Annotated in this window: 12 protein-coding genes and 14 pseudogenes; 8 read left to right on the plus strand and 18 right to left on the minus strand. The window is 46.4% G+C overall.

The genetic code is table 11. From position 1 onward, the window contains the following. Positions 1-310 precede the first annotated feature (310 nt). Positions 311-814: a GNAT family N-acetyltransferase gene (locus HFV01_RS03580; RefSeq protein WP_006623756.1), complete on the plus strand. Its 504-nt coding sequence runs from the start codon at positions 311-313 to the stop codon at positions 812-814. On the opposite strand, the gene HFV01_RS03585 is transcribed toward HFV01_RS03580, so the two are convergent. Beyond that, positions 785-1,672: an alpha/beta fold hydrolase gene (locus HFV01_RS03585; protein WP_006623757.1), complete on the minus strand. Its 888-nt coding sequence runs from the start codon at positions 1,670-1,672 to the stop codon at positions 785-787. The genes HFV01_RS03580 and HFV01_RS03585 overlap by 30 nt on opposite strands. 145 nt (positions 1,673-1,817) lie before the next feature. After that, positions 1,818-2,246: pseudogene (locus HFV01_RS03590) on the minus strand (HNH endonuclease); the annotation flags it as partial. Between the two features lie 63 nt (positions 2,247-2,309). On the opposite strand from HFV01_RS03590, the pseudogene HFV01_RS03595 reads away from it, so the two are divergent. Beyond that, positions 2,310-3,187, plus strand: a pseudogene (locus HFV01_RS03595) (IS630-like element ISAtsp1 family transposase). Positions 3,188-3,204: 17 nt separating this feature from the next. On the opposite strand, the pseudogene HFV01_RS03600 reads toward HFV01_RS03595, so the two are convergent. The 4 genes and pseudogenes from HFV01_RS03600 to HFV01_RS03615 all read right to left on the minus strand — a co-directional run. Next, positions 3,205-3,612, minus strand: a pseudogene (locus HFV01_RS03600) (group II intron maturase-specific domain-containing protein); the annotation flags it as partial. Positions 3,613-3,614: 2 nt separating this feature from the next. After that, positions 3,615-4,684, minus strand: a pseudogene (locus HFV01_RS03605) (IS4-like element ISAtsp3 family transposase). A 166-nt stretch (positions 4,685-4,850) separates the two neighbouring features. Next, positions 4,851-5,033 (minus strand): annotated as a pseudogene (locus HFV01_RS03610) (reverse transcriptase domain-containing protein); the annotation flags it as partial. A gap of 206 nt (positions 5,034-5,239) precedes the next feature. After that, a complete protein-coding gene (locus HFV01_RS03615) occupies positions 5,240-5,446 on the minus strand; it encodes a hypothetical protein (RefSeq protein WP_146743403.1) in 207 nt (68 codons plus the stop codon). A gap of 283 nt (positions 5,447-5,729) precedes the next feature. Between HFV01_RS03615 and ltrA (HFV01_RS03625) the strand changes: the two are divergent. Beyond that, positions 5,730-7,566, plus strand: a pseudogene (gene ltrA, locus HFV01_RS03625) (group II intron reverse transcriptase/maturase). A 71-nt stretch (positions 7,567-7,637) separates the two neighbouring features. Here ltrA (HFV01_RS03625) and HFV01_RS30130 read toward each other — a convergent pair. The 4 genes and pseudogenes from HFV01_RS30130 to HFV01_RS03640 form a co-directional block, all read right to left on the minus strand. After that, a pseudogene (locus HFV01_RS30130) lies at positions 7,638-7,820 on the minus strand (group II intron reverse transcriptase/maturase); the annotation flags it as partial. A gap of 182 nt (positions 7,821-8,002) precedes the next feature. After that, positions 8,003-8,878: an IS630 family transposase gene (locus tag HFV01_RS03630; protein WP_006668515.1), complete on the minus strand. Its 876-nt coding sequence runs from the start codon at positions 8,876-8,878 to the stop codon at positions 8,003-8,005. 164 nt (positions 8,879-9,042) lie between these two features. Beyond that, entirely contained in the window at positions 9,043-9,918 is an 876-nt protein-coding gene (locus tag HFV01_RS03635; RefSeq protein ID WP_108614721.1) for an IS630 family transposase, read from the minus strand. A gap of 207 nt (positions 9,919-10,125) precedes the next feature. Continuing rightward, positions 10,126-10,452: pseudogene (locus HFV01_RS03640) on the minus strand (transposase); the annotation flags it as partial. Between the two features lie 167 nt (positions 10,453-10,619). Here HFV01_RS03640 and HFV01_RS03645 point away from each other — a divergent pair. Next, complete coding sequence (locus HFV01_RS03645) at positions 10,620-11,690, plus strand: IS4-like element ISAtsp3 family transposase (RefSeq protein ID WP_048895229.1); 1,071 nt, start codon at positions 10,620-10,622, stop codon at positions 11,688-11,690. Between the two features lies 1 nt (position 11,691). Here the strand turns inward: HFV01_RS03645 and HFV01_RS03650 are convergent. Continuing rightward, positions 11,692-11,841: pseudogene (locus HFV01_RS03650) on the minus strand (IS630 family transposase); the annotation flags it as partial. 79 nt (positions 11,842-11,920) lie between these two features. Then, a pseudogene (locus HFV01_RS03655) lies at positions 11,921-12,418 on the minus strand (HNH endonuclease); the annotation flags it as partial. A gap of 468 nt (positions 12,419-12,886) precedes the next feature. On the opposite strand from HFV01_RS03655, the gene HFV01_RS03660 reads away from it, so the two are divergent. After that, positions 12,887-13,210: a hypothetical protein gene (locus HFV01_RS03660; protein ID WP_006625613.1), complete on the plus strand. Its 324-nt coding sequence runs from the start codon at positions 12,887-12,889 to the stop codon at positions 13,208-13,210. Between the two features lie 120 nt (positions 13,211-13,330). Here the strand turns inward: HFV01_RS03660 and ltrA (HFV01_RS03665) are convergent. Continuing rightward, a pseudogene (gene ltrA / locus HFV01_RS03665) lies at positions 13,331-14,648 on the minus strand (group II intron reverse transcriptase/maturase); the annotation flags it as partial. Between the two features lie 282 nt (positions 14,649-14,930). Here ltrA (HFV01_RS03665) and HFV01_RS03670 point away from each other — a divergent pair. Beyond that, positions 14,931-15,137 carry a hypothetical protein gene (locus HFV01_RS03670; protein WP_235677670.1) on the plus strand — a complete coding sequence of 69 codons (207 nt, stop codon included), beginning with the start codon at positions 14,931-14,933 and terminating at the stop codon, positions 15,135-15,137. 205 nt (positions 15,138-15,342) lie between these two features. Here the strand turns inward: HFV01_RS03670 and HFV01_RS03675 are convergent. Then, positions 15,343-15,745, minus strand: a pseudogene (locus HFV01_RS03675) (IS630 transposase-related protein); the annotation flags it as partial. A 175-nt stretch (positions 15,746-15,920) separates the two neighbouring features. Next, positions 15,921-16,646 carry a hypothetical protein gene (locus HFV01_RS03680; protein ID WP_006616009.1) on the minus strand — a complete coding sequence of 242 codons (726 nt, stop codon included), beginning with the start codon at positions 16,644-16,646 and terminating at the stop codon, positions 15,921-15,923. Between the two features lie 69 nt (positions 16,647-16,715). On the opposite strand from HFV01_RS03680, the gene HFV01_RS03685 reads away from it, so the two are divergent. After that, on the plus strand, positions 16,716-17,264 hold the full coding sequence (locus tag HFV01_RS03685; protein ID WP_006623763.1) for a GNAT family N-acetyltransferase: 549 nt from the start codon (positions 16,716-16,718) through the stop codon (positions 17,262-17,264). A gap of 289 nt (positions 17,265-17,553) precedes the next feature. Continuing rightward, positions 17,554-18,105, plus strand: a pseudogene (locus HFV01_RS03690) (IS630 transposase-related protein); the annotation flags it as partial. Between the two features lie 20 nt (positions 18,106-18,125). Here the strand turns inward: HFV01_RS03690 and HFV01_RS03695 are convergent. The 3 genes and pseudogenes from HFV01_RS03695 to HFV01_RS03705 form a co-directional block, all read right to left on the minus strand. Continuing rightward, positions 18,126-18,963 (minus strand): annotated as a pseudogene (locus HFV01_RS03695) (IS630 family transposase). 396 nt (positions 18,964-19,359) lie between these two features. Continuing rightward, positions 19,360-19,539 (minus strand): hypothetical protein, encoded by a 180-nt coding sequence (locus HFV01_RS03700; RefSeq protein ID WP_008050473.1) that lies wholly within the window; start codon positions 19,537-19,539, stop codon positions 19,360-19,362. Between the two features lie 395 nt (positions 19,540-19,934). Continuing rightward, a complete protein-coding gene (locus tag HFV01_RS03705; protein ID WP_006625930.1) occupies positions 19,935-20,114 on the minus strand; it encodes a hypothetical protein in 180 nt (59 codons plus the stop codon). Positions 20,115-20,965: the final 851 nt, after the last annotated feature.

Below are 20,965 nucleotides of genomic sequence, written 5' to 3' on the forward strand. Positions count from 1 at the left end.
GAAAATGCAGTATTTGCCAAGGACACAGGTTCCGCCATAGAAATTGGTAGTCTAAAATACCGATTTCTCTACAGTTACCCCTAATATTAGAAAGCGATCGCATTATGAAACCACCACTGGCAGCCCCAAATCCTTTCCGCGCTCTCAAGATTACTGACCAAAGCACTAACCAGACCATAAACTAGCCAAAGGCATATCTGAATGATTGTTTCAAGTTTATATTTAAGCTGCTGGGAATCAAATATTCACACTCAGAATATGTGGTCAAAGCCTGAGTGAGCAACTGCCAATAAACTGTGTACGGGAGTTTATGGAGAATAACTTGAAAATTCGTGATGCACTCGAAAACGATTTACCCCAAATTATCGAAATTTACAATTTAGCCGTTCCCCAAAAAATCGCCACGGCTGACCTAGAGCCAATTTCCGTTGAGAGTCGGTTAGGCTGGTATCGGGAATGTCAGTCAGCCCAACGTCCCCTATGGGTGGTGGAAATTGGCGATCGCATAATTGGATGGTTGAGCTTTCAAGCCTTTAAGAAGCGAGCCGCCTATGATGCCAGTGCTGAACTGAGTATCTACATCCACACCGACTATCAGGGACAGGGAATTGGCAAAAAACTACTCTATCAAGCCATAGAAGAAGGGCCAAAGTTTGGCTGTGAAACTCTACTGGCTCTAATTTTTGCCCATAACCAACCCAGCCTGAAACTCTTTGACAGTTTTGGCTTTCAACAATGGGGTTATCTCCCACAGATAGCTGTCATTGATGGAGTCAAACGGGATTTAGTGATTATGGGGCTGCACTTGTGTTGAGCCATGTTGAGCCAGAATATCCCGTAAGTGACCAACCACTTGCTCAGGCTGTTCGATCATGGCTAAATGTCCACAATTAGCAAGTTCAATCACATTTTGATAGCCACTGCGAAACAGATGATGAAAACTAGCCAGGTGGCGAACATATTGAGGTTCCATGATCTGATCGCACATTCCTGCCAAAAAATACACAGGCTGCTGTAATTGAGCCACCACTTGGGGGAGGCGATGCACTTCTGTCTCCGTAGTCGAATCCAATAAAGCACCTAAGGCCGCCTCTGGGTCCGCCATCACAAAATCAATTAATCGCTGGCGGCCCCATTCCCTAGAAACCGGACTAGCGACTTGCGCCCTGGTAAACAGCAAATCAATTAGAGGTAGGCAACAAAGCCATCGCGGACGAAACTTGACAATTTGTTCCCCTGTGACTCGGAAACGCTCAAATTCCTCTTTTAGGTAAATACCACCACCAGCATTCACGCAAACCACCCCCGCAATGCGATCACTCAATTGCTGTGCCGCTAATAGTGCGATCGTCCCCCCTAAAGAATGTCCCACAAGCCAAGCCTTAGAGATATTTAACTCCTCGAGTAATATCCCTAAATCCTGAGCATAAGAAGCCGGAGCATAGTCACAAGAATATGGATGGCGACTGGCTAACTGAGAATCGCCAAACCCTCGCAAGTCATAGCATAAGCACTGATACTGAGGTTTTAGGCGATCGATTACAGGTTGCCAATACCGACGACTCAGCAGCCAGCCATGAATAAATACAACAACATTGGACCCATCTATTGGCTCCGTCAGATCATAGGCGTGTCCAACGCTGTGGATTTTAATAGTTGCCATAGATAACATCCTACTCTGAATCCGTCACCAGCTAAAAACTTGCGTACTAAGCAGATGATTCCCCTATAATTGACATAATTAGGGGTCGAGAGAGATGTCACCATCTCCCCCTCCCATTCAGAACCGCACGTGAGAGTTTCCCCTCATACGGCTCCTAGTCTGATTGTTCCATTGTTATGGACACAGCGTTGGCGTTATCTAACGCCGTCTTATCATCGTGGCAGTGGCGGTGCAGTAGCTGAAGATTCTTGTATTCATCCTTTCCACCGTGGCTTCGAGCTACAATGTGGTCTACTTCAACTAGGTCTGATGGGGTAAAGTATTGCCCACACCAGGTACACCTGCCTTTTTGCTTTTTGAGTAGTTTGGCTACCTTTGCTGGCGTGTCGATTGCTTGTCCTTTTCTGGTTGCCCAGTAAGTCCAATTTCCGTCATAAAGTGTTGCTTCGGGGCGCACTAGGGTATGTCTGACAATCGGCGTGTAGTTATGTTTCCACAACTGATGACCGTCCTCGGTTTGGAATAACCAAGTTTCATGCCTTTCTTTCCCATTACTGAGCTTGACCGTTCCGGGTCTAAAGTATAGCACAAGACAGAACACTTAGGACGTATAATGGAGAGGACGAGATGACTAAGAAGACCAAAAATGCCAGCCCCCTATAGTTACGACCTCAGACAAAAAGTTATTGATGCCATTGAACTAGACGGTATGCCCAAAACAGAAGCCAGTCAAGTTTTCCATGTCAGCAGGAACACCATTAATCTCTGGCTGCAAAGAAAAGCACAGACCGGAGACTTCCTCCCTAAACCTCATCACCGACCTGGCAATAACCACAAAATTACCGACTGGGAAAAATTCAAGGCTTTTGCCCAAGAGCATGGCGACAAAACAGCAGCTCAAATGGCTGAACTTTGGGATGACGACATCTCTCCTCGCACCATATCCAGAGCCTTGAAGAAAATTGGCTTCACCAGAAAAAAAAACTTACGGCTACCAAGAACGTGATGAGCAACAGCGAGAGGAGTTTATGGCTCAGATTGAACAGATGAAGCCGGAAGAAGTGGTCTACCTCGATGAAGCCGGCATGAATAGTTAGGACTCGGATTACCCTTATGGTTACTGCGAGGAAGGAAAACGCTTCCATGCACTCAAATCAGGGAAGAGGCAGGGCAGGGTAAGTATGATAGCCGCATGGTGTCATCAACAACTCTTAGCTCCCTTTAGCTTTGAGGGTTGTTGTAATCGGACAGTGTTTGAGTTGTGGTTGGAGTTCATCTTAATTCCAACATTGAAGCCAGGTCAGACTCTAGTATTGGACAATGCAACGTTTCATAAAGGGGGACGGATTGCTGAACTGGTGGAGGCAGCTCAATGCCGTTTACTCTATCTTCCGCCTTATTCGCCAGACCTCAACAAGATAGAGAAATGTTGGTCGTGGCTGAAAGCCCGTATTCGCCACTGCACGTGAGCAGTTTGATTCTCTCCATGATGCCATGGATTCCGTTCTCAAAGCTGCGTCCTAACCACCTTGACTAATGCTATAATTCCTCAGTTTTTCATGACTTGCCTTTCCGCATCTTGATACTGTCCATGCCCGTAACATCTGCCAGATTGTATGGTCTAGCTTGTTGAAGGTTTCGACTGAGACGACTCCTGAGTAGTAATTTGACCATCCCCGTATTATTGGGTTTAGTCTGCTTATCAGGGCTGACTGGGGTGCAGTTTTATGTTGTTTGATTACACCCTTAATCACTTCTGTATGAGCTTGAACTGCTTTGTTGCTGGGTTTTATATGGGTTTTGTGTCCGATTAATCGGCTTGCTGTCCCACCTGTTTTTCCAGTTTTGTATTTTCCTACCGGGTATTGTCTGATGTTGAATCCTAAAAAATCAAAGCCTGGCTCTTCTGTTTTACCCTCACATTGTATGGGGTTAAGTGTATGACACACTCCTAAGTACAGGACAAAAGTTGTAGAGCCTGGTGAAACCGCCCTGAAAACAAAGGCAGATTAGAGAAAGTGCGGCGTAGAAAATCGAAGCCAGTGCGGAAAAGACTCTGGGAGCGTCGTCCGTGAGCCTTCAAAGGAATGGGTGAACCTTGGTGAATCCACAAACCCACCTTCATAGCCCAAGTAAAAGCCAGGCTAAGCAAAGCCAATAAACGGCTCAAGCGCTCAGGGTCCTTAAAGTGAGTCGATTCGAGACAGAAGCCCCGAGTCTTCAAGGCTCCGAAGAGGTTTTCAATACCCCAACGCCGAGCATAGTCGGGGAGGGCCGTTTCGGGGCAAGCGTTAGTGATGAGAATCAACAACTCCCCCGAATCAGCCAGACGAGAGCCAATGACGTAAACCTGCCGTCCCCAAACCCAACGGCGACCCGAAAGCTGGCGAAATTCTCCGGGTCGCAGAGAATCAAACATTCGTTCGCCGCTACGCCGAGTTCCTCCTAACTTAGGACTAATCAGCTCGCTGTGGCGGATGCGTAGGCGGAAAGGAACCTCGGGGTCGATGAGAAGATACGAGAGCCAATCTCGCCCCACAAATTCCCGGTCAGCGGTCAGACAAGCCACCTCCACGTCAGGAAATAGTGCCTCGAAGCGGTCGAATAAGTCCATGCGTTCGCCACTGTTGCTATTGCCCTTTTTGTCAAGCATCGTCCACAGCAGGGGAAAGGCAATCCCCTCGTGGACGACTGCCAACATCAAGATGTTGAAATGGGTTTGACCGAAAGACCAACAGGTGCGGTCGAGACTAAGAGTCCAAGGTTGGGGAATGTCAATGAGGCTAACGACGAAACGGGCAATCTCTGCCCGGTCAAATTTGAATTGCCGAAAAAACGTTGTAATCGCTGGTAATTTGAGGAAATTTGCACAGGATTTGCGAATACAGTCGCTATTTCCATCAGATTAACCGTCTTTGTTTGGAATAGCGCCATCAGGAACAGGCAGACAAAGTTTAATCTCGCCCCGTGCCAGGGCAAGTGAGGGCGCAAAGTGTCTCGTAATCGGTTAAGCTCGTTCATGAGAGGGAAGTTTGGTTTGTGGTAATTCCGATGTAACCCTCTCACCCCAACTTGGCGCTACCCCCCCACCCCTCGACTTTCACCTCAGCCCGGAGCGCCCCCTTCAGAATTTTCGGCTAGATTCCCTTTTGGCTAAGACTTTCAGCTTTTTTGTCCTGTACTGAGGACACACTCTGGTCTTTTCAGGTTTTATTTCTAATCCTACAGGTTTTAGCCATTCGGAAATAGCAGTTTTGCACTGTTCAATGATATCTAGTGATGGTGATATCACTACAAAATCATCGGCGTATCTCACTACTGTGGCTTGTACCACCTTCTTTTTCTTAGGATAGATTGTTTCAATTAACCTACCGTGCGAGACGTTTAGGAGTCAAATAAGGCTGCAATGCCTGAAATAACCTCCTAGTGGGACTTTCACCCCTTGGTGAAATATAAGGGACTCGTACCCTGACCATCCCATAACTGTTTATATGTCCCAACGTTAGGTATAGAAATATACAAAACAAGGCAGGGAACTCAAGGTCAAAACGCTAAATTAGAAATCTTAATGATTCCTTAACAATTGCGTTGAGAGTAACGGCGATAGCCACCCCCAGTTTTAGGATTCACAACCCTGGGACTGAAGCGGGGAACGGAAGGCGTGAAGTAGAACCTACTACCAGAGGCGACCACTGCCAACCATCCATGATTAAGGAGACTGAATGTCCGGCTTGAACCATCGTAAAAATTGAGTAGCGAAACAGGTTGATACGCTGCGTTCAAAAGAGCAAGGGGAAAAGTAGGAGGCTAGTAGTTCTACCTACACAGACCTTTAAAAGTACCCCGGTGGAGAGGACAAGTCTAAAGATGGAATGCCCATATAAATGGAACGTTTTAAGTCCTCCTAGACTCTGATTATCTGGTCGAGATATCAGTAGGAATAAGTGTAACCGCAAGTCTTAGAGGATGTGAGATGTGACCAGAAGCCAACGCCCAACTGTAATGGTAGGGATATGCTAACAGGTCACGGTTTGATTGTAAAGAATAGAGTCTAGTAGGAGTTACTATGACGAAAGCGAGTTTAAAGAAAGGCTTTGAGAAATCGAAGTTAATCAAGACGTGCGTTCGGATGGAAACAAATTCCCTGGGCAAAAGTTCAGAGGAAAGTTTTCAAGCTCCAAAAGAGGATATTTCAAGCAGCTAAATCGGGACAGGATGCAAAGGCTAGAAAGTTGCAACGTCTATTGGTGAAGTCATATTATGCTCGACTCTTAGCAGTGCGACTGTAGGGGCGGGTTCCACGGTCAGCCATGCTTCCCAACAGTCAGCTTAATAAACCCGCCCTCCAAGATAATCAAGGCAAGAAAACGGCTGGAGTCGATGGAATGAGAGCAATCTCATCAAGACAAAGGTTTGAACTTGTTGAGAATATTAAGGGAAACCTCAAAGCAAAACCACTGCGACGGGTGTGGATTCCAAAACCTGGTAGGGATGAAAAACGCCCTCTAGGAATACCCACAATCCAAGATAGAGCCAGGCAAGCCTTGGTGAAGTCGGCACTTGAGCCCGAATGGGAATCAAGATTTGAAGGAACAAGCTATGGGTTTAGACCTGGACGGTCAGCCCATGACGCAATAGCACGAATCTATCTATGTATCAAACATAGTAGTTATTATGTGTTGGATGCTGATATAGCAAAGTGTTTCGACCGAATAAACCATGATTACCTACTGTCCAAAATTCATTGTCCAAGCAGCCTAAAGAAAGACCTGAAACAGTTGCTTAAAGCTGGCGTGCTAGATAACGGTGTATTCGAGGATACAGACTCAGGGACACCTCAAGGAGGGGTAATAAGTCCACTCCTAGCCAACATCGCACTGGATAGAATGGAAAGGTTAGTTAAGGAAATGTATCCAAATAAAGGGACAACCACCCAGGTCAACCTAATAAGATACGCCGATGATTTTGTGGTCATATCCAAAGACTTAGGAATCATTGAACAGTGCAAAACTGCTATTTCTGAATGGTTAAAATCTGTAGGACTAGAAATAAAACCTGAAAAGACCCGAATCTGCCACACACTCAATCCTATCGAGTATAATGGCAAAACAGAAGAACCAGGGTTCGACTTTCTAGGTTTTAATATCAGGCAATATCCAGTAGGAAAGTATAAATCTGGAAAAACAGGTGGAGGAAACAGCCGATTAATCGGTCACAAAACCTATATAAAACCCAGTAATAAAGCAGTTACAGCCCATACAGAAGTGATAAAAGGTGTAATTCAACAACATAAAACAGCACCTCAATCTGCCCTGATTGGTAAACTAAACCCAATCATAAGGGGATGGTCAAACTACTATTCAGCAGTAGTTTCAACAGAAACCTTTAATAAACTGGATAGCATAGTCTGGTTAATGTTACGGGCATGGACAATTTCAAGATGCGGAAAGGCAAGTTACGAAAAGCTAGGAAACTACTTCCATAAAGGAACGGTTAAACTTAGCAATGGGAAAGAAAGACATGAATCCTGGTTATTCAAGACTAAGGATGGACTCACATTATGGCAACATAACTGGACTCCATTGGTCAGACATACCATAATACGCCCTGACGCAACACCATACGACGGAAATTGGACTTACTGGGCAACCAGGAAAGGACAAGCAATCGACACGCCAAACAGGGTAGCAAAACTACTCAAAAAGCAAAAAGGCAAGTGCGCCTGGTGCGGGCAATACATTACCCCATCAGACCTAATTGAAGTAGACCACATTGTACCTCGAAGCCTAGGTGGAAAGGATGAATACAAGAATCTTCAATTACTGCACCACCACTGTCACGATGATAAAACGGCACTAGACAACGCCAACGCTGTGTCCTTAACAATGGAGCAGTCAAACTAGGAGCCGTGTGAGGGGAAACTTTCACGCACGGTTCTGAATGGGAGGGGATGGAGGCGACTCCATTCTCGACCCCTACTCATACCATCCAGTGCGATGTTGGCGAGTATTGGACTTATTACCCCTCCAAGTGGAGTCCTAGCTTCTGTATCCTCGAATACGCCGTTATCTAGCACACCCGCTTTTAACCATTGTTTCAAGTCTCTTTTCAGGCTGCTTGGACAATGAATTTTGGACAGTAGGTAATCATGGTTCACGGTAAGAGCATTTTGTTATGGTCGAAAGGGAAGTCGCCTTCCCCAACTCCAATTCCAAACCGTACTTGAGACTTTCACCTCATACGGCTCGTGATGTGGATACCCCTTTGTCATTGGGAACAGGGCTACAACCCCCTGCTTTATGACCTCAACTTTCGGAGCTATAGCATTAGTCAAGGTGGTTATAACGCAGCTTTGAGAACGGAATCCATGGCATCATGGAGAGAATCAAACTGCTCAATGCAGTGGCGAATACGGGCTTTCAGCCACGACCAACATTTCTCTATCTTGTTGAGGTCTGGCGAATAAGGTGGTAGATAGAGTAAACGGCATTGAGCTGCCTCCACCAGTTCAGCAATCCGCCCCCCTTTATGAAACGTTGCATTGTCCAATACTAGAGTCTGACCTGGCTTCAATGTTGGAATTAAGATGAACTCCAACCACAACTCAAACACTGTCCGATTACAACAACCCTCAAAGCTAAAGGGAGCTAAGAGTTGTTGATGACACCATGCGGCTATATAGCTTACCCTGCCCTGCCTCTTCCCTGATTTGAGTGCATGGAAGCGTTTTCCTTCCTCGCAGTAACCATAAGGGTAATCCGAGTCCTGACTATTCATGCCGGCTTCATCGAGGTAGACCACTTCTTCCGGCTCCATCTGTTCAATCTGAGCCATAAACTCCTCTCGCTGTTGCTTCCAACGTTCTTGGTAGCCGTAAGTTTTTTTTCTGGTGAAGCCAATTTTCTTCAAGGCTCTGGATATGGTGCGAGGAGAGATGTCGTCATCCCAAAGTTCAGCCATTTGAGCGGAGGTTTTGTGGCCATGCTCTTGGGCAAAAGCCTTGAATTTCTGCCAGTCGGTAATTTTGTGGTTATTGCCAGGTCGGTGATGAGGTTTAGGGAGGAAGTCTCCGGTCTGTGCTTTTCTTTGCAGCCAGAGATTAATGGTGTTCCTGCTGACATGGAAAACTTGACTGGCTTCTGTTTTGGGCATACCGTCTAGTTCAATGGCATCAATAACTTTTTGTCTGAGGTCGTAACTATAGGGGGCTGGCATTTTTGGTCTTCTTAGTCATCTCGTCCTCTCCATTATACGTCCTAAGTGTTCTGTCTTGTGCTATAACTATAGGGGGCTGGCATTTTTGGTCTTCTTAGTCATCTCGTCCTCTCCATTATACGTCCTAAGTGTTCTGTCTTATGCTATAGCATTAGTCAAGGTGGTTAGGACGCAGCTTTGAGAACGGAATCCATGGCATCATGGAGAGAATCAAACTGCTCAATACAATGGCGAATGCGGGCTTTCAACCACGACCAACATTTCTCTATCTTGTTGAGGTCTGGCGAATAAGGTGGTAGATAGAGCAAACGGCATTGAGCCGCCTCCACTAGCTCAGGAATCCGTCCCCCTTTATGAAACGTTGCATTGTCTAGCACTAGAGTCTGACCTGGCTTCAGTGTTGGAATTAAGATGAACTCCAACCACAACTCAAACACTGTCCGATTACAACAACCCTCAAAGCTAAAGGGGGCTAAGAGTTGTTGATGACACCATGCGGCTATATAGCTCACCCTGTCCTGCCTCTTCCCTGATTTGAGGGCATGGAAGCGTTTTCCTTCCTCGCAGTAACCATAAGGGTAATCCGAGTCCTGACTATTCATGCCGGCTTCATCGAGGTAGACCACTTCTTGTGGCTCCATCTGTTCAATCTGAGCCATAAACTCCTCTCGCTGTTGCTTCCAACGTTCTTGGTAGCCGTAAGTTTTTTTTCTGGTGAAGCCAATTTTCTTCAAGGCTCTGGATATGGTGCGAGGAGAGATGTCGTCATCCCAAAGTTCAGCCATTGGAGCGGAGGTTTTGTGGCCATGCTCTTGGGCAAAAGCCTTGAATTTCTGCCAGTCGGTAATTTTGTGGTTATTGCCAGGTGGGTGATTAGGTTTAGGGAGGAAGTCTCCGGTCTGTGCTTTTCTTTGCAGCCAGAGATTAATGGTGTTCCGGCTGACATGGAAAACTTGACTGGCTTCTGTTTTGGGCATACCGTCTAGTTCAATTGCATCAATAACTTTTTGTCTGAGGTCGTAACTATAGGGGGCTGGCATTTTGGGTCTTCTTAGTCATCTCGTCCTCTCCATTATACGTCCTAACTTTCCTGTCTTGTGCTATACAATAACCCCTTTGTGCGAGACGTTTAGGAGTGAAATAGAGCTGCAATGCCTGAAATAACCTCCTAGTGGGACTTATACCCCTTGGTAGAATATAAGGAGTGCGCCCTGACCATCCCATAACTATAGCATTAGTCAAGGTGGTTAGGACGCAGCTTGGAGAACGGAATCCATGGCATCATGGAGAGAATCAAACTGCTCAATACAATGGCGAATGCGGGCTTTCAACCACGAACAACATTTCTCTATCTTGTTGAGGTCTGGCGAATAAGGTGGTAGATAGAGCAAACGGCATTGAGCCGCCTCCACTAGCTCAGGAATCCGTCCCCCTTTATGAAACGTTGCATTGTCTAGCACTAGAGTCTGACCTGGCTTCAGTGTTGGAATTAAGATGAACTCCAACCACAACTCAAACACTGTCCGATTACAACAACCCTCAAAGCTAAAGGGGACTAAGAGTTGTTGATGACACCCTCAGTACAGGACAAAAAAGCTGAAAGTCTTAGCCAAAAGGGAATCTAGCCGAAAATTCTGAAGGGGGCGCTCCGGGCTGAGGTGAAAGTCGAGGGGTGGGGGGGTAGCGCCAAGTTGGGGTGAGAGGGTTACATCGGAATTACCACAAACCAAACTTCCCTCTCATGAACGAGCTTAACCGATTACGAGACACTTTGCGCCCTCACTTGCCCTGGCACGGGGCGAGATTAAACTTTGTCTGCCTGTTCCTGATGGCGCTATTCCAAACAAAGACGGTTAATCTGATGGAAATAGCGACTGTATTCGCAAATCCTGTGCAAATTTCCTCAAATTACCAGCGATTACAACGTTTTTTTCGGCAATTCAAATTTGACCGGGCAGAGATTGCCCGTTTCGTCGTTAGCCTCATTGACATTCCCCAACCTTGGACTCTTAGTCTCGACCGCACCTGTTGGTCTTTCGGTCAAACCCATTTCAACATCTTGATGTTGGCAGTCGTCCACGAGGGGATTGCCTTTCCCCTGCTGTGGACGATGCTTGACAAAAAGGGCAATAGCAACAGTGGCGAACGCATGGACTTATTCGACCGCTTCGAGGCACTATTTCCTGACGTGGAGGTGGCTTGTCTGACCGCTGACCGGGAATTTGTGGGGCGAGATTGGCTCTCGTATCTTCTCATCGACCCCGAGGTTCCTTTCCGCCTACGCATCCGCCACAGCGAGCTGATTAGTCCTAAGTTAGGAGGAACTCGGCGTAGTGGCGAACGAATGTTTGATTCTCTGCGACCCGGAGAATTTCGCCAGCTTTCGGGTCGCCGTTGGGTTTGGGGACGGCAGGTTTACGTCATTGGCTCTCGTCTGGCTGATTCGGGGGAGTTGTTGATTCTCATCACTAACGCTTGCCCCGAAACGGCCCTCCCCGACTATGCTCGGCGTTGGGGTATTGAAAACCTCTTCGGAGCCTTGAAGACTCGGGGCTTCTGTCTCGAATCGACTCACTTTAAGGACCCTGAGCGCTTGAGCCGTTTATTGGCTTTGCTTAGCCTGGCTTTTACTTGGGCTATGAAGGTGGGTTTGTGGATTCACCAAGGTTCACCCATTCCTTTGAAGGCTCACGGACGATGTTCCCAGAGTCTTTTCCGCACTGGCTTGGATTTTCTACGCCGCACTTTCTCTAATCTGCCTTTGTTTTCAGGGCGGTTTCACCAGGCTCTACAACTTTTGTCCTGTACTTAGGATGACACCATGCGGCTATATAGCTCACCCTGCCCTGCCTCTTCCCTGATTTGAGGGCATGGAAGCGTTTTCCTTCTTCGCACTAACCATAAGGGTAATCCGAGTCCTGACTATTCATGCCGGCTTCATCGAGGTAGACCACTTCTTGTGGCTAGTAGGGGTCGAGAATGGAGTCGCCTCCATCCCCTCCCATTCAGAACCGTGCGTGAAAGTTTCCCTTCACACGGCTCCTAGTCTGACTGTTCCATTGTTAAGGATACAGCTTTGGCGTTGTCTAACGCCGTTTTATCATCGTGACAGTGGCGGTGTAATAGTTGAAGATTCTTGTATTCATCCTTTCCACCTAGGCTTCGAGGTACAATGTGGTCTACTTCAATTAAATCCGATGGTGCGAAATACTGTCCGCACCAGGTACACCTACCCTTTTGCTTTTTGAGTAGTTTTGCTACCCTGTTTGGCGTTTCAATTGCTTGTCCTTTCCTGGTTGCCCAGTAAGTCCAATTTCCGTCGTATGGTGTTGCGTCAGGGCGTATTAGGGTATGTCTGACAATCGGAGTCCAGTTATGTTTCCATAGTTGGAATCCATCCTTAGTCTTGAATAACCAAGTTTCATGTCTTTCTTTCCCGTTGCTAAGTTTAACCGTTCCTTTGTGGAAGTAGTTTCCTAGCTTTTCGTAAGTTGCCATTCCGCATCTTGAGACTGTCCATGCCCGTAACATTGACCAGATGGTAGGGGTCGAAAGGAAAGTCACCTTTCCCAACTCCCATTCAAAACCGTGCTTGAAAGTTTCCCTTCACACGGCTCCTGATGTGGATACCCTCTTTGTCAAAGGAACAAGGTTACTACCCCCTGCTTTATGACTTCAACTTTGGGAGCTATATGCTTGCGTTAGTCTTTAAACTCGCTTTCGCCATTAAACTCTTACTTATCGCAGTCTCTATATCCATATCGTGACTAGTGGGCATATCCCAACCATTACAGTTAGGCATTGGCTTTCAGTCACATCCCTTCCCCTTATGGGCTTGCGCTTACACTTTTCACTACTCTACGAGATGTACTCGCAGAGAGCCCAACAGGGGTTTCAACGTTCCGTATATATGGGCATTCCATCTTTAGATTTGTCCTATCCACCGGGGTACATTTTAAAGGTCTGTGTAGGTGATGACATAATTACCCTACTTTTCCCCTTGTCCTTTTGGACGCAGCGTATCAGCCTATTTCGCTGCTAACTAGTTACGGTGGTTCAAGCCAGACATTCGGTTTCCCTAATCATGGATGGTTGGCAGTGGTCGCCTCTGGTAGTAGGTTCTACTTCACGCCTTCCGTTCCCCGCTTCAATCCCAGATTTGTGATTTCTGAAACTGGGGGTGGCTACCGCCTTTACTCTTTCCCAAATCACCCCAAGTGGGTTGAAATACTCCTCCTTGTAGTATACTTGGAAGATAAAAGTGTATTCTGTGATTTCTTAAATGGGATTGACCCTGAGTTCCCTGCCTTGCTTAGATTCACAACTCCCTAAGCGTCGGGACATATATACAGTTGAGGGGTTAGACCGATACTGAGTAACCGTGTAAAGGTCTAATTGCCCTCTAGGAGGTTATTTCGGCATTGCAGCCTTATTTGACTCCTAAACGTTTCGCACTATGTGGTCTAATTTAACGAAGGTCTTTGATGAGACAACCCCTGAATAGTAATTTGACCATCCCCTTATAATTGGGTTTAGTTTGTTAATCAGGGCTGATTGAGGTGCTGTTTTATGTTGTTCAATTACACCTTTTATCACTTCAATATGGGCTTTAACTGCCTTTTTGCTGGGTTTGATGTGGGTTTTAAATCCCCACATTTTATGTGGGGTCTTGTTAAATAGGAAGCCTCCTTTTCTTCTTCCCCCACTCTTTCCAGATTTATATTTTCCTACTGGGTATTGCCTGATGTTGAATCCTAGAAAGTCGAATCCTGGTTCTTCTGTTTTGCCATTATACTCAATGGGATTGAGCGTATGGCAAATTCGAGTCTTTTCAGGTTTTATTTCTAGTCCTACAGGTTTTAGCCATTCGGAAATGGCAATTTTGCACTGTTCAATGATTCTTAGGTCTTTGGATATGACCACGAAATCATCGGCGTATCTTATTAGGTTGACCTGGAAGTTTGTTCCTATATTAGGATACATTTTCTTACCTAACCTTTCCATTCCATCCAGTGCGATGTTGGCGAGTATTGGACTTATTACCCCTCCTTGGGGTGTCCCTGCTTCTGTATCCTCGAATACGCCGTTATCCAAGACACCCGCTTTGAGCCATGATTTCAGGTCTCTTTTTAGACTGCTTGGACAATGAATTTTGGACAGAAGGTAGTCATGGTTTATTCGGTCAAAACATTTCGCTATATCTGCATCCAGAACGTAATAACCTCCTTTGTTGATACTCTGAAAGATTCTGGATATTGCATCATGGGCAGACCTTCCAGGTCTGAATCCATAGCTAGTGCCTTCAAATCTCGATTCCCATTCAGGTTCGAGAGCCGACTTAACCAAGGCTTGCCTCGCTCTATCTTGGATTGTGGGTATTCCCAGGGGGCGTTTTTCATCCCTTCCAGGTTTTGGAATCCACACCCGTCGCAGTGGTTTTGCTTTGAGGTTTCTTTTAATATTCTCAACAAGTTCAAACCTTTGCCTTGGTGAGATTGCTCTCATTCCATCGACACCGGCTGTTTTTTTGCCTTGATTATCTTGGGTCACTCGCCGCACTGCTAAGAGTCGGGCATAATATGATTTCACCAATAGACGTTGCAACCTTCTTGCCTTTGCATCCTGTCCCGATTTAGCTGCTTGAAATATCCTCTTTTGGAGCTTGAAAACTTTTCTCTGAACTTTCGCCCAGGGAATTTGTTTCCATACAAACGCACGTCTTGATTGGCTTTGATTTCTCAAAACCTTTCTTTAAACTCGCTTTCGTCATAGTAACTCCTACTAGACTCTATTCTTTACAATCAAACCGTGACCCGTTAGCATATCCCTACCATTACAGTTGGGCGTTGGCTTCTGGTCACATCTCACATCCTCTAAGACTTGCGGTTACACTTATCCCTACTGATATCTCGACCAGATATTCAGAGTCTAAGAGGACTTAAAACGTTCCGTTTATATGGGCATTCCATCTTTAGATTTGTCCTATCCACCGGGGTACTTTAAAGGTCTGTGTAGGTGTTTTATAGAGAACCCTACTTTTCCCCTTACTCTTTTGAGCGCAGCGTATCAACCTGTTTCGCTGCGGATTGATGACGATGGTTCAAGCCGGACATTCGGTTTCCCTAATCATGGATGGTTGGCAGTGGTCGCATCTGGTAGTGGGTTCTACTTCACGCCTTCCGTTCCCCGCTTCAATCCTGGGGTTATGATTCCCAAAACTGGAGGTGGCTATCGCCGTTACTCTCAACGCAATTGTTAAGGAATCATTAAGATTTCTGATTTTGCGTCTTGACCTTGAGTTCCCTGCCTTGTTTTGTATATTTCTATACCAAACGTTGGGACATATAAACAGTTATAGGGATGGTCAGGAGTGCGCTCCTTATATTCAACCAAGGGGTTGAAATCCCCACCGAGCGGTTATTTCAGGTATTGCAACCCTATTTCATGCCCGAACGTCTCGCACCCATATGTTCAATCTGAGCAATAAACTCCTCTCGCTGTTGCTTCCAACGTTCTTGGTAGCCGTAAGTTTTTTTTTCTGGTGAAGCCAATTTTCTTCAAGGCTCTGGATATGGTGCGAGGAGAGATGTCGTCATCCCAAAGTTCAGCCATTTGAGCTGCTGTTTTGTCGCCATGCTCTTGGGCAAAAGCCTTGAATTTTTGCAAGTCGGTAATTTTGTGGTTATTGCCAGGTGGGTGATTAGGTTTAGGGAGGAAGTCTCCGGTCTGTGCTTTTCTTTGCAGCCAGAGATTAATGGTGTTCCGGCTGACATGGAAAACTTGACTGGCTTCTGTTTTGGGCATACCGTCTAGTTCAATTGCATCAATAACTTTTTGTCTGAGGTCGTAACTATAGGGGGCTGGCATTTTGGGTCTTCTTAGTCATCTCGTCCTCTCCATTATACGTCCTAACTTTCCTGTCTTGTGCTATATAACATCGTGACGCTGTGTCCTGTCGAGCCAAAAGGATGACTAAGACCCCACCGATACTTGACCCCCACCTGCCTGTGGGGACGTGAACCGAGTGCGTCGCTCTTTTTGTTCAAAAACGCTGACCCATCAACCTTTGTCGGATACCCTCAGCAATTTTCTGACCCAAATATTCTGGGATCAAGCTCTCATTGGGGCCAAGAAGATACAGAATCAGACGAGTGCGACCCCGCCAGACCAGCAAGTTAGCATTGACCACCAACAGGTCTTCCTGCCAGATGGCATACATCACCTTATAGAATAATCCCGGCTGGTTATCTGCTTCAATTAACAAAGCTGGTAGGTGGAACACCGGGTCAACATAAAACTCCGTAGCTACATCCTCTAAACCCGCATCCAGGTTAAACTCGACGGCCAGCATTTCTTCTACCTCAAAATGCCCCGCCAATGCTTCTCTAATCGCACGACAAACGTTATCTGACGTTTTTTCTGTGAGTGCCTTACCACCCCTCGATACCACCAGCTTAATGAATACCAGCATCGGCGGGTAGATTTGTCCATACAAACTAAGATTATGGATGGTTAACCCATAGGCAGCCAGAACTCCAAAAATATCGCTCAACAAAAATGATTGATTGCGATAGGCGAAGTGTAGGGCGCTTCTGCTCCCTTCTGGCTTAATCTCAATCACCGCTTGTGTAGTTTTATAAACATTGTAGGCCAATTTGAGATTTTGCAATTGAATCTCACTGCTAACAAATTGCTCATAAAACTGCGGAAACGCCCGATTGAAGCGCTTTAGAAGTTCTAACGTTGATGATTTTAAACCCGGAGCCATAATTGAGGATCAGGTACGGGAGATATACTATCTAGTAAAGACATCATCTATTACCTTAACCACGCCTGCATGGGTTTTTGGAAAAATTTCTTTAGCGGTTCTGATTCTACCTCAATGTCCAAAACGGCGGAACAAGAGGAATGCTCTATCGAGAACCAATCCTCTTGGTCCCAGGTAACTCGGCAACCAAACTCTCGGAATTCTCGGATTTTTTTCAGCACGGATCGGGACATTGATCTATATGAGCTAGAAGAACTCTGTAATGCTGTCGGTTGGTCCCGTCGCCCTCTCAGGAAGGTCAAAAAGGCTATTCAGCATAGCTTTTTGGTCGTTTCCATGTGGCAAATGCGGGGCAACCAACGACGGCTAATCGGTTTTGCTCGCGCTACTTCCGATCATGCCTTTAATGCTACCCTTTGGGATGTCGTGGTTCACCCAGACTTCCAAAACAAAGGTTTAGGCAAGGCTTTGATGCGTTTTATCATCAAAAAGCTTCGCAGCGATGATATTAGCAATATCACGTTGTTTGCAGACCCCCATGTGGTTGAATTTTATCGAAACCTAGGGTTTATCTCAGATCCCGAAGGGATCAAGGGGATGTTCTGGTATCCAGACTAGCCCATTTTTGACCCCAAAAATGGGCTTCAAGCCTCGCCCTTTTAGGGCGAGTATTGAGAGAATCCTACACCGACTCCCATGGTCAGACGGAACCTAACCCCAGATTTTTTCCTTGAGGAGATAAGCGCCTTAAGAGAATCAGGAGGGGCGGAAAGTTTTTCCCCCCTTTGGTGGGTAAAATCCCGTCGGGTATGGGAAATTTTACCATGAATCTGAACCCCCTTCAAAAGGGTAGGTCAGACAAGCTATAGCACAAAACAGAACAGTTAGGACGTATAATGGCAAGGATATCTACAGAAGACCCAAAAGGCCAGCCCCCTACAGTTACGACCTTAGACAAAAAGTTATTAATGCAATTGAACTAGACGGTATACCCAAAACCGAAGCCAGTCAAGTTTTCCATGTCAGCAGGAACACTATCAATCTCTGGCTGCAAAGAAAAGAACACACCGGCGACTTCCTCCCTAAACCTAATCGCCCACCTGGTCATAGCCACCAAATTACCGACTGGCAGAAATTCAAGGCTTTTGCCCAAGAGCATGGCCACCAAACCTCCGCTCAAATGGCTGAACTTTGGGATGACGACATCTCTCCTCGCACCATATCCAGAGCCTTGAAGAAAATTGGCTTCACCTGAAAAAAAACTTACGGCTACCAAGAACGTGATGAGCAACAGCGAGAGGAGTTTATTGCTCAGATTGAACAGATGGAGCCGGAAGGGTTGGTTTACCTCGATGAAGCTGGCATGAATAGTCAAGACTCCGATTATCCTTATGGTTACTGCCAGGAAGGACAACGCTTCCATGCCCTCAAATCCGGGAAGAGGCAGGGCAGGGTGAGCTATAGCACTAGTCAATACGGTTAGGACGCAGCCTTGAGAACAGAATCCATGGCATCATGGAGAGAATCAAACTGCTCAATACAATGGCGAATGCGGGCTTTCAACCACGACCAACATTTCTCTATCTTGTTGAGGCCTGGCGAATAAGGCGGAAGATAGAGTAAACGGCATTGAGCCGCCTCCACCAGTTCAGCAATCCGCCCCCCTTTATGAAACGTTGCATTGTCCAATACTAGAGTCTGACCTGGCTTCAATGTTGGAATTAAGATGAACTCCAACCACAACTCAAACACTGTCCGATTACAACAACCCTCAAAGGTAAAGGGAGCTAAGAGTTGTTGATCACACCATGGGGCCATATAGCTCACCCTGCCCTGCCTCTTCCCTGATTTGAGGGCATGGAAGCGTTGTCCTTCCTGGCAGTAACCATAAGGATAATCGGAGTCTTGACTATTCATGCCAGCTTCATCGAGGTAAACCAACCCTTCCGGCTCCATCTGTTCAATCTGAGCAATAAACTCCTCTCGCTGTTGCTTCCAACGTTCTTGGTAGCCGTAAGTTTTTTTTTCTGGTGAAGCCAATTTTCTTCAAGGCTCTGGATATGGTGCGAGGAGAGATGTCGTCATCCCAAAGTTCAGCCATCTGAGCGGAGGTTTTGTGGCCATGCTCTTGGGCAAAAGCCTTGAATTTTTGCCAGTCGGTAATTTTGTGGTTATTGCCAGGTGGGTGATTAGGTTGAGGGAGGAAGTCTCCGGTCTGTGCTTTTCTTTGCAGCCAGAGATTAATGGTGTTCCGGCTGACATGGAAAAGTTGACTGGCTTATGTTTTGGGCATACCGTCTAGTTCAATTGCATTAATAACTTTTTGTCTGAGGTCGTAACTATAGGGGGCTGGCCTTTTGGGTCTTCTTAGTCATCTCGTCCTCTCCATTATACGTCCTAACTTTCCTGTCTTGTGCTATACCTACACAGACTTTTAAAAGTACCCCGGTGGAAAGGACAAGTCTAAAGATGGAACGCCCATATAAACGGAACGTTTAAACCCCTCATTGGCTCTGCCTCACGGCAGAGCGTGAAAAGTGTAAGCGTATGGTGCGAGACGTTCGGGTATGAAATAGGGCTGAAATGCCCGAAATAACTACCCGGTGAGGATTCCAGCTCCGAATCTGGATATAAGGAGACCTCTCCTGACCATCCTCATAACTGGTTATATGTCCCGACGCTTAGGGAACTAAGCAAGGCAGGGAACTCAAGGTCATAAACGAACTGAGAAATCAGGGAGTAGAGAGTAACGGCGATAGCCACCCCCAGTTTTGGAAATCATAACTCCAGGATTGAAGCGGGGAACGGAAGGCGTGAGGTAGAACCTACTACCAAGACGCGACCACTGCCAACCATCTATGATTAGGAAGACCGAATGTCCGACTTGAACCATCGTAATACACTAGCAGCGAAATAGGTTGACACGCTGCGCTCAAAAGGGCAAGGGGAAAAGTAGGGGGTTCGTGCGACTACCTACACAGACCTTTAAAAGTACCCCGGCGGAGAGGACAAATCTAACGATGGAATGCCCATATAATCGGAACATTGTAACCCCTCTAATGCTCTGCCTATAAACAAGTGAGTAATGCTATTCACAAGGCAGTAGTGAAAAATGTAAGCGCATGGTGCGAGACGTTCGGGTATGAAATAGGGCTGAAATGCCCGAAATAACTACCCGGTGAGGATTCCAGCTCCGAATCTGGATATAAGGAGACCTCTCCTGACCATCCTCATAACTGGTTATATGTCCCGACGCTTAGGGAACTAAGCAAGGCAGGGAACTCAAGGTCATAAACGAACTGAGAAATCAGGGAGTAGAGAGTAACGGCGATAGCCACCCCCAGTTTTGGAAATCATAACTCCAGGATTGAAGCGGGGAACGGAAGGCGTGAGGTAGAACCTACTACCAAGACGCGACCACTGCCAACCATCTATGATTAGCAAGACCGAATGTCCGACTTGAACCATCGTAATACACTAGCAGCGAAATAGGTTGACACGCTGCGCTCAAAAGGGCAAGGGGAAAAGTAGGGGGTTCGTGCGACTACCTACACAGACCTTTAAAAGTACCCCGGCGGAGAGGACAAATCTAACGATGGAATGCCCATATAATCGGAACGTTGTAACCCCTCTAATGCTCTGCCTATAAACAAGTGAGTAATGCTATTCACAAGGCAGTAGTGAAAAATGTAAGCGCATGCTTAGAGGGTGAAGGATGTGACCAGAAGCTAAAGCCCAATTGTCATGGTTGGGATATGCCCACAGGTCACGGTGGGGATATAGATACTGCGGTCAGTAAGAGTATAATGGCGAGGACGAGTTTAAAGACTACGTGGTGCATATAGCTCTGAACATCGAAGTAGAAAGCAGGTCTCTTGATTCTGCTCCTTTGACAAATAGGGTATCCACACCAGGAGCCGTGTGATGGGAAACTATCAAGCACGGTTCTGAATGGTAGAGGGTGAAGGTGACTTCACTCTCGACCCCTAACCTTAGAGGGTGAAGGATGTGACCAGAAGCTAAAGCCCAATTGTCATGGTTGGGATATGCCCACAGGTCACGGTGGGGATATAGATACTGCGGTCAGTAAGAGTATAATGGCGAGGACGAGTTTAAAGACTACGTGGTGCATATAGCTCTGAACATCGAAGTAGAAAGCAGGTCTCTTGATTCTGCTCCTTTGACAAATAGGGTATCCACACCAGGAGCCGTGTGATGGGAAACTATCAAGCACGGTTCTGAATGGGAGAGGGTGAAGGTGACTTCACTCTCGACCCCTAACCCTTTAAGGGGAAAGGATGTGACTGAAAGCTAATGCC

Source organism: Limnospira fusiformis SAG 85.79, from assembly GCF_012516315.1.
GTDB classification, from domain to species: Bacteria; Cyanobacteriota; Cyanobacteriia; order Cyanobacteriales; family Microcoleaceae; genus Limnospira; species Limnospira fusiformis.

Bases quoted from the DNA above. Each gene is read 5' to 3' on its own strand.
- HFV01_RS03580 (WP_006623756.1), top strand. From the start codon at position 311: ATGGAGAATAACTTGAAAATTCGTGATGCACTCGAAAACGATTTACCC.
- HFV01_RS03585 (WP_006623757.1), bottom strand. From the start codon at position 1,672: ATGTTATCTATGGCAACTATTAAAATCCACAGCGTTGGACACGCCTAT.
- HFV01_RS03630 (WP_006668515.1), bottom strand. From the start codon at position 8,878: ATGCCAGCCCCCTATAGTTACGACCTCAGACAAAAAGTTATTGATGCC.
- HFV01_RS03635 (WP_108614721.1), bottom strand. From the start codon at position 9,918: ATGCCAGCCCCCTATAGTTACGACCTCAGACAAAAAGTTATTGATGCA.
- HFV01_RS03645 (WP_048895229.1), top strand. From the start codon at position 10,620: ATGAACGAGCTTAACCGATTACGAGACACTTTGCGCCCTCACTTGCCC.
- HFV01_RS03680 (WP_006616009.1), bottom strand. From the start codon at position 16,646: ATGGCTCCGGGTTTAAAATCATCAACGTTAGAACTTCTAAAGCGCTTC.
- HFV01_RS03685 (WP_006623763.1), top strand. From the start codon at position 16,716: ATGGGTTTTTGGAAAAATTTCTTTAGCGGTTCTGATTCTACCTCAATG.
- HFV01_RS03700 (WP_008050473.1), bottom strand. From the start codon at position 19,539: ATGGTTCAAGTCGGACATTCGGTCTTCCTAATCATAGATGGTTGGCAG.
- HFV01_RS03705 (WP_006625930.1), bottom strand. From the start codon at position 20,114: ATGGTTCAAGTCGGACATTCGGTCTTGCTAATCATAGATGGTTGGCAG.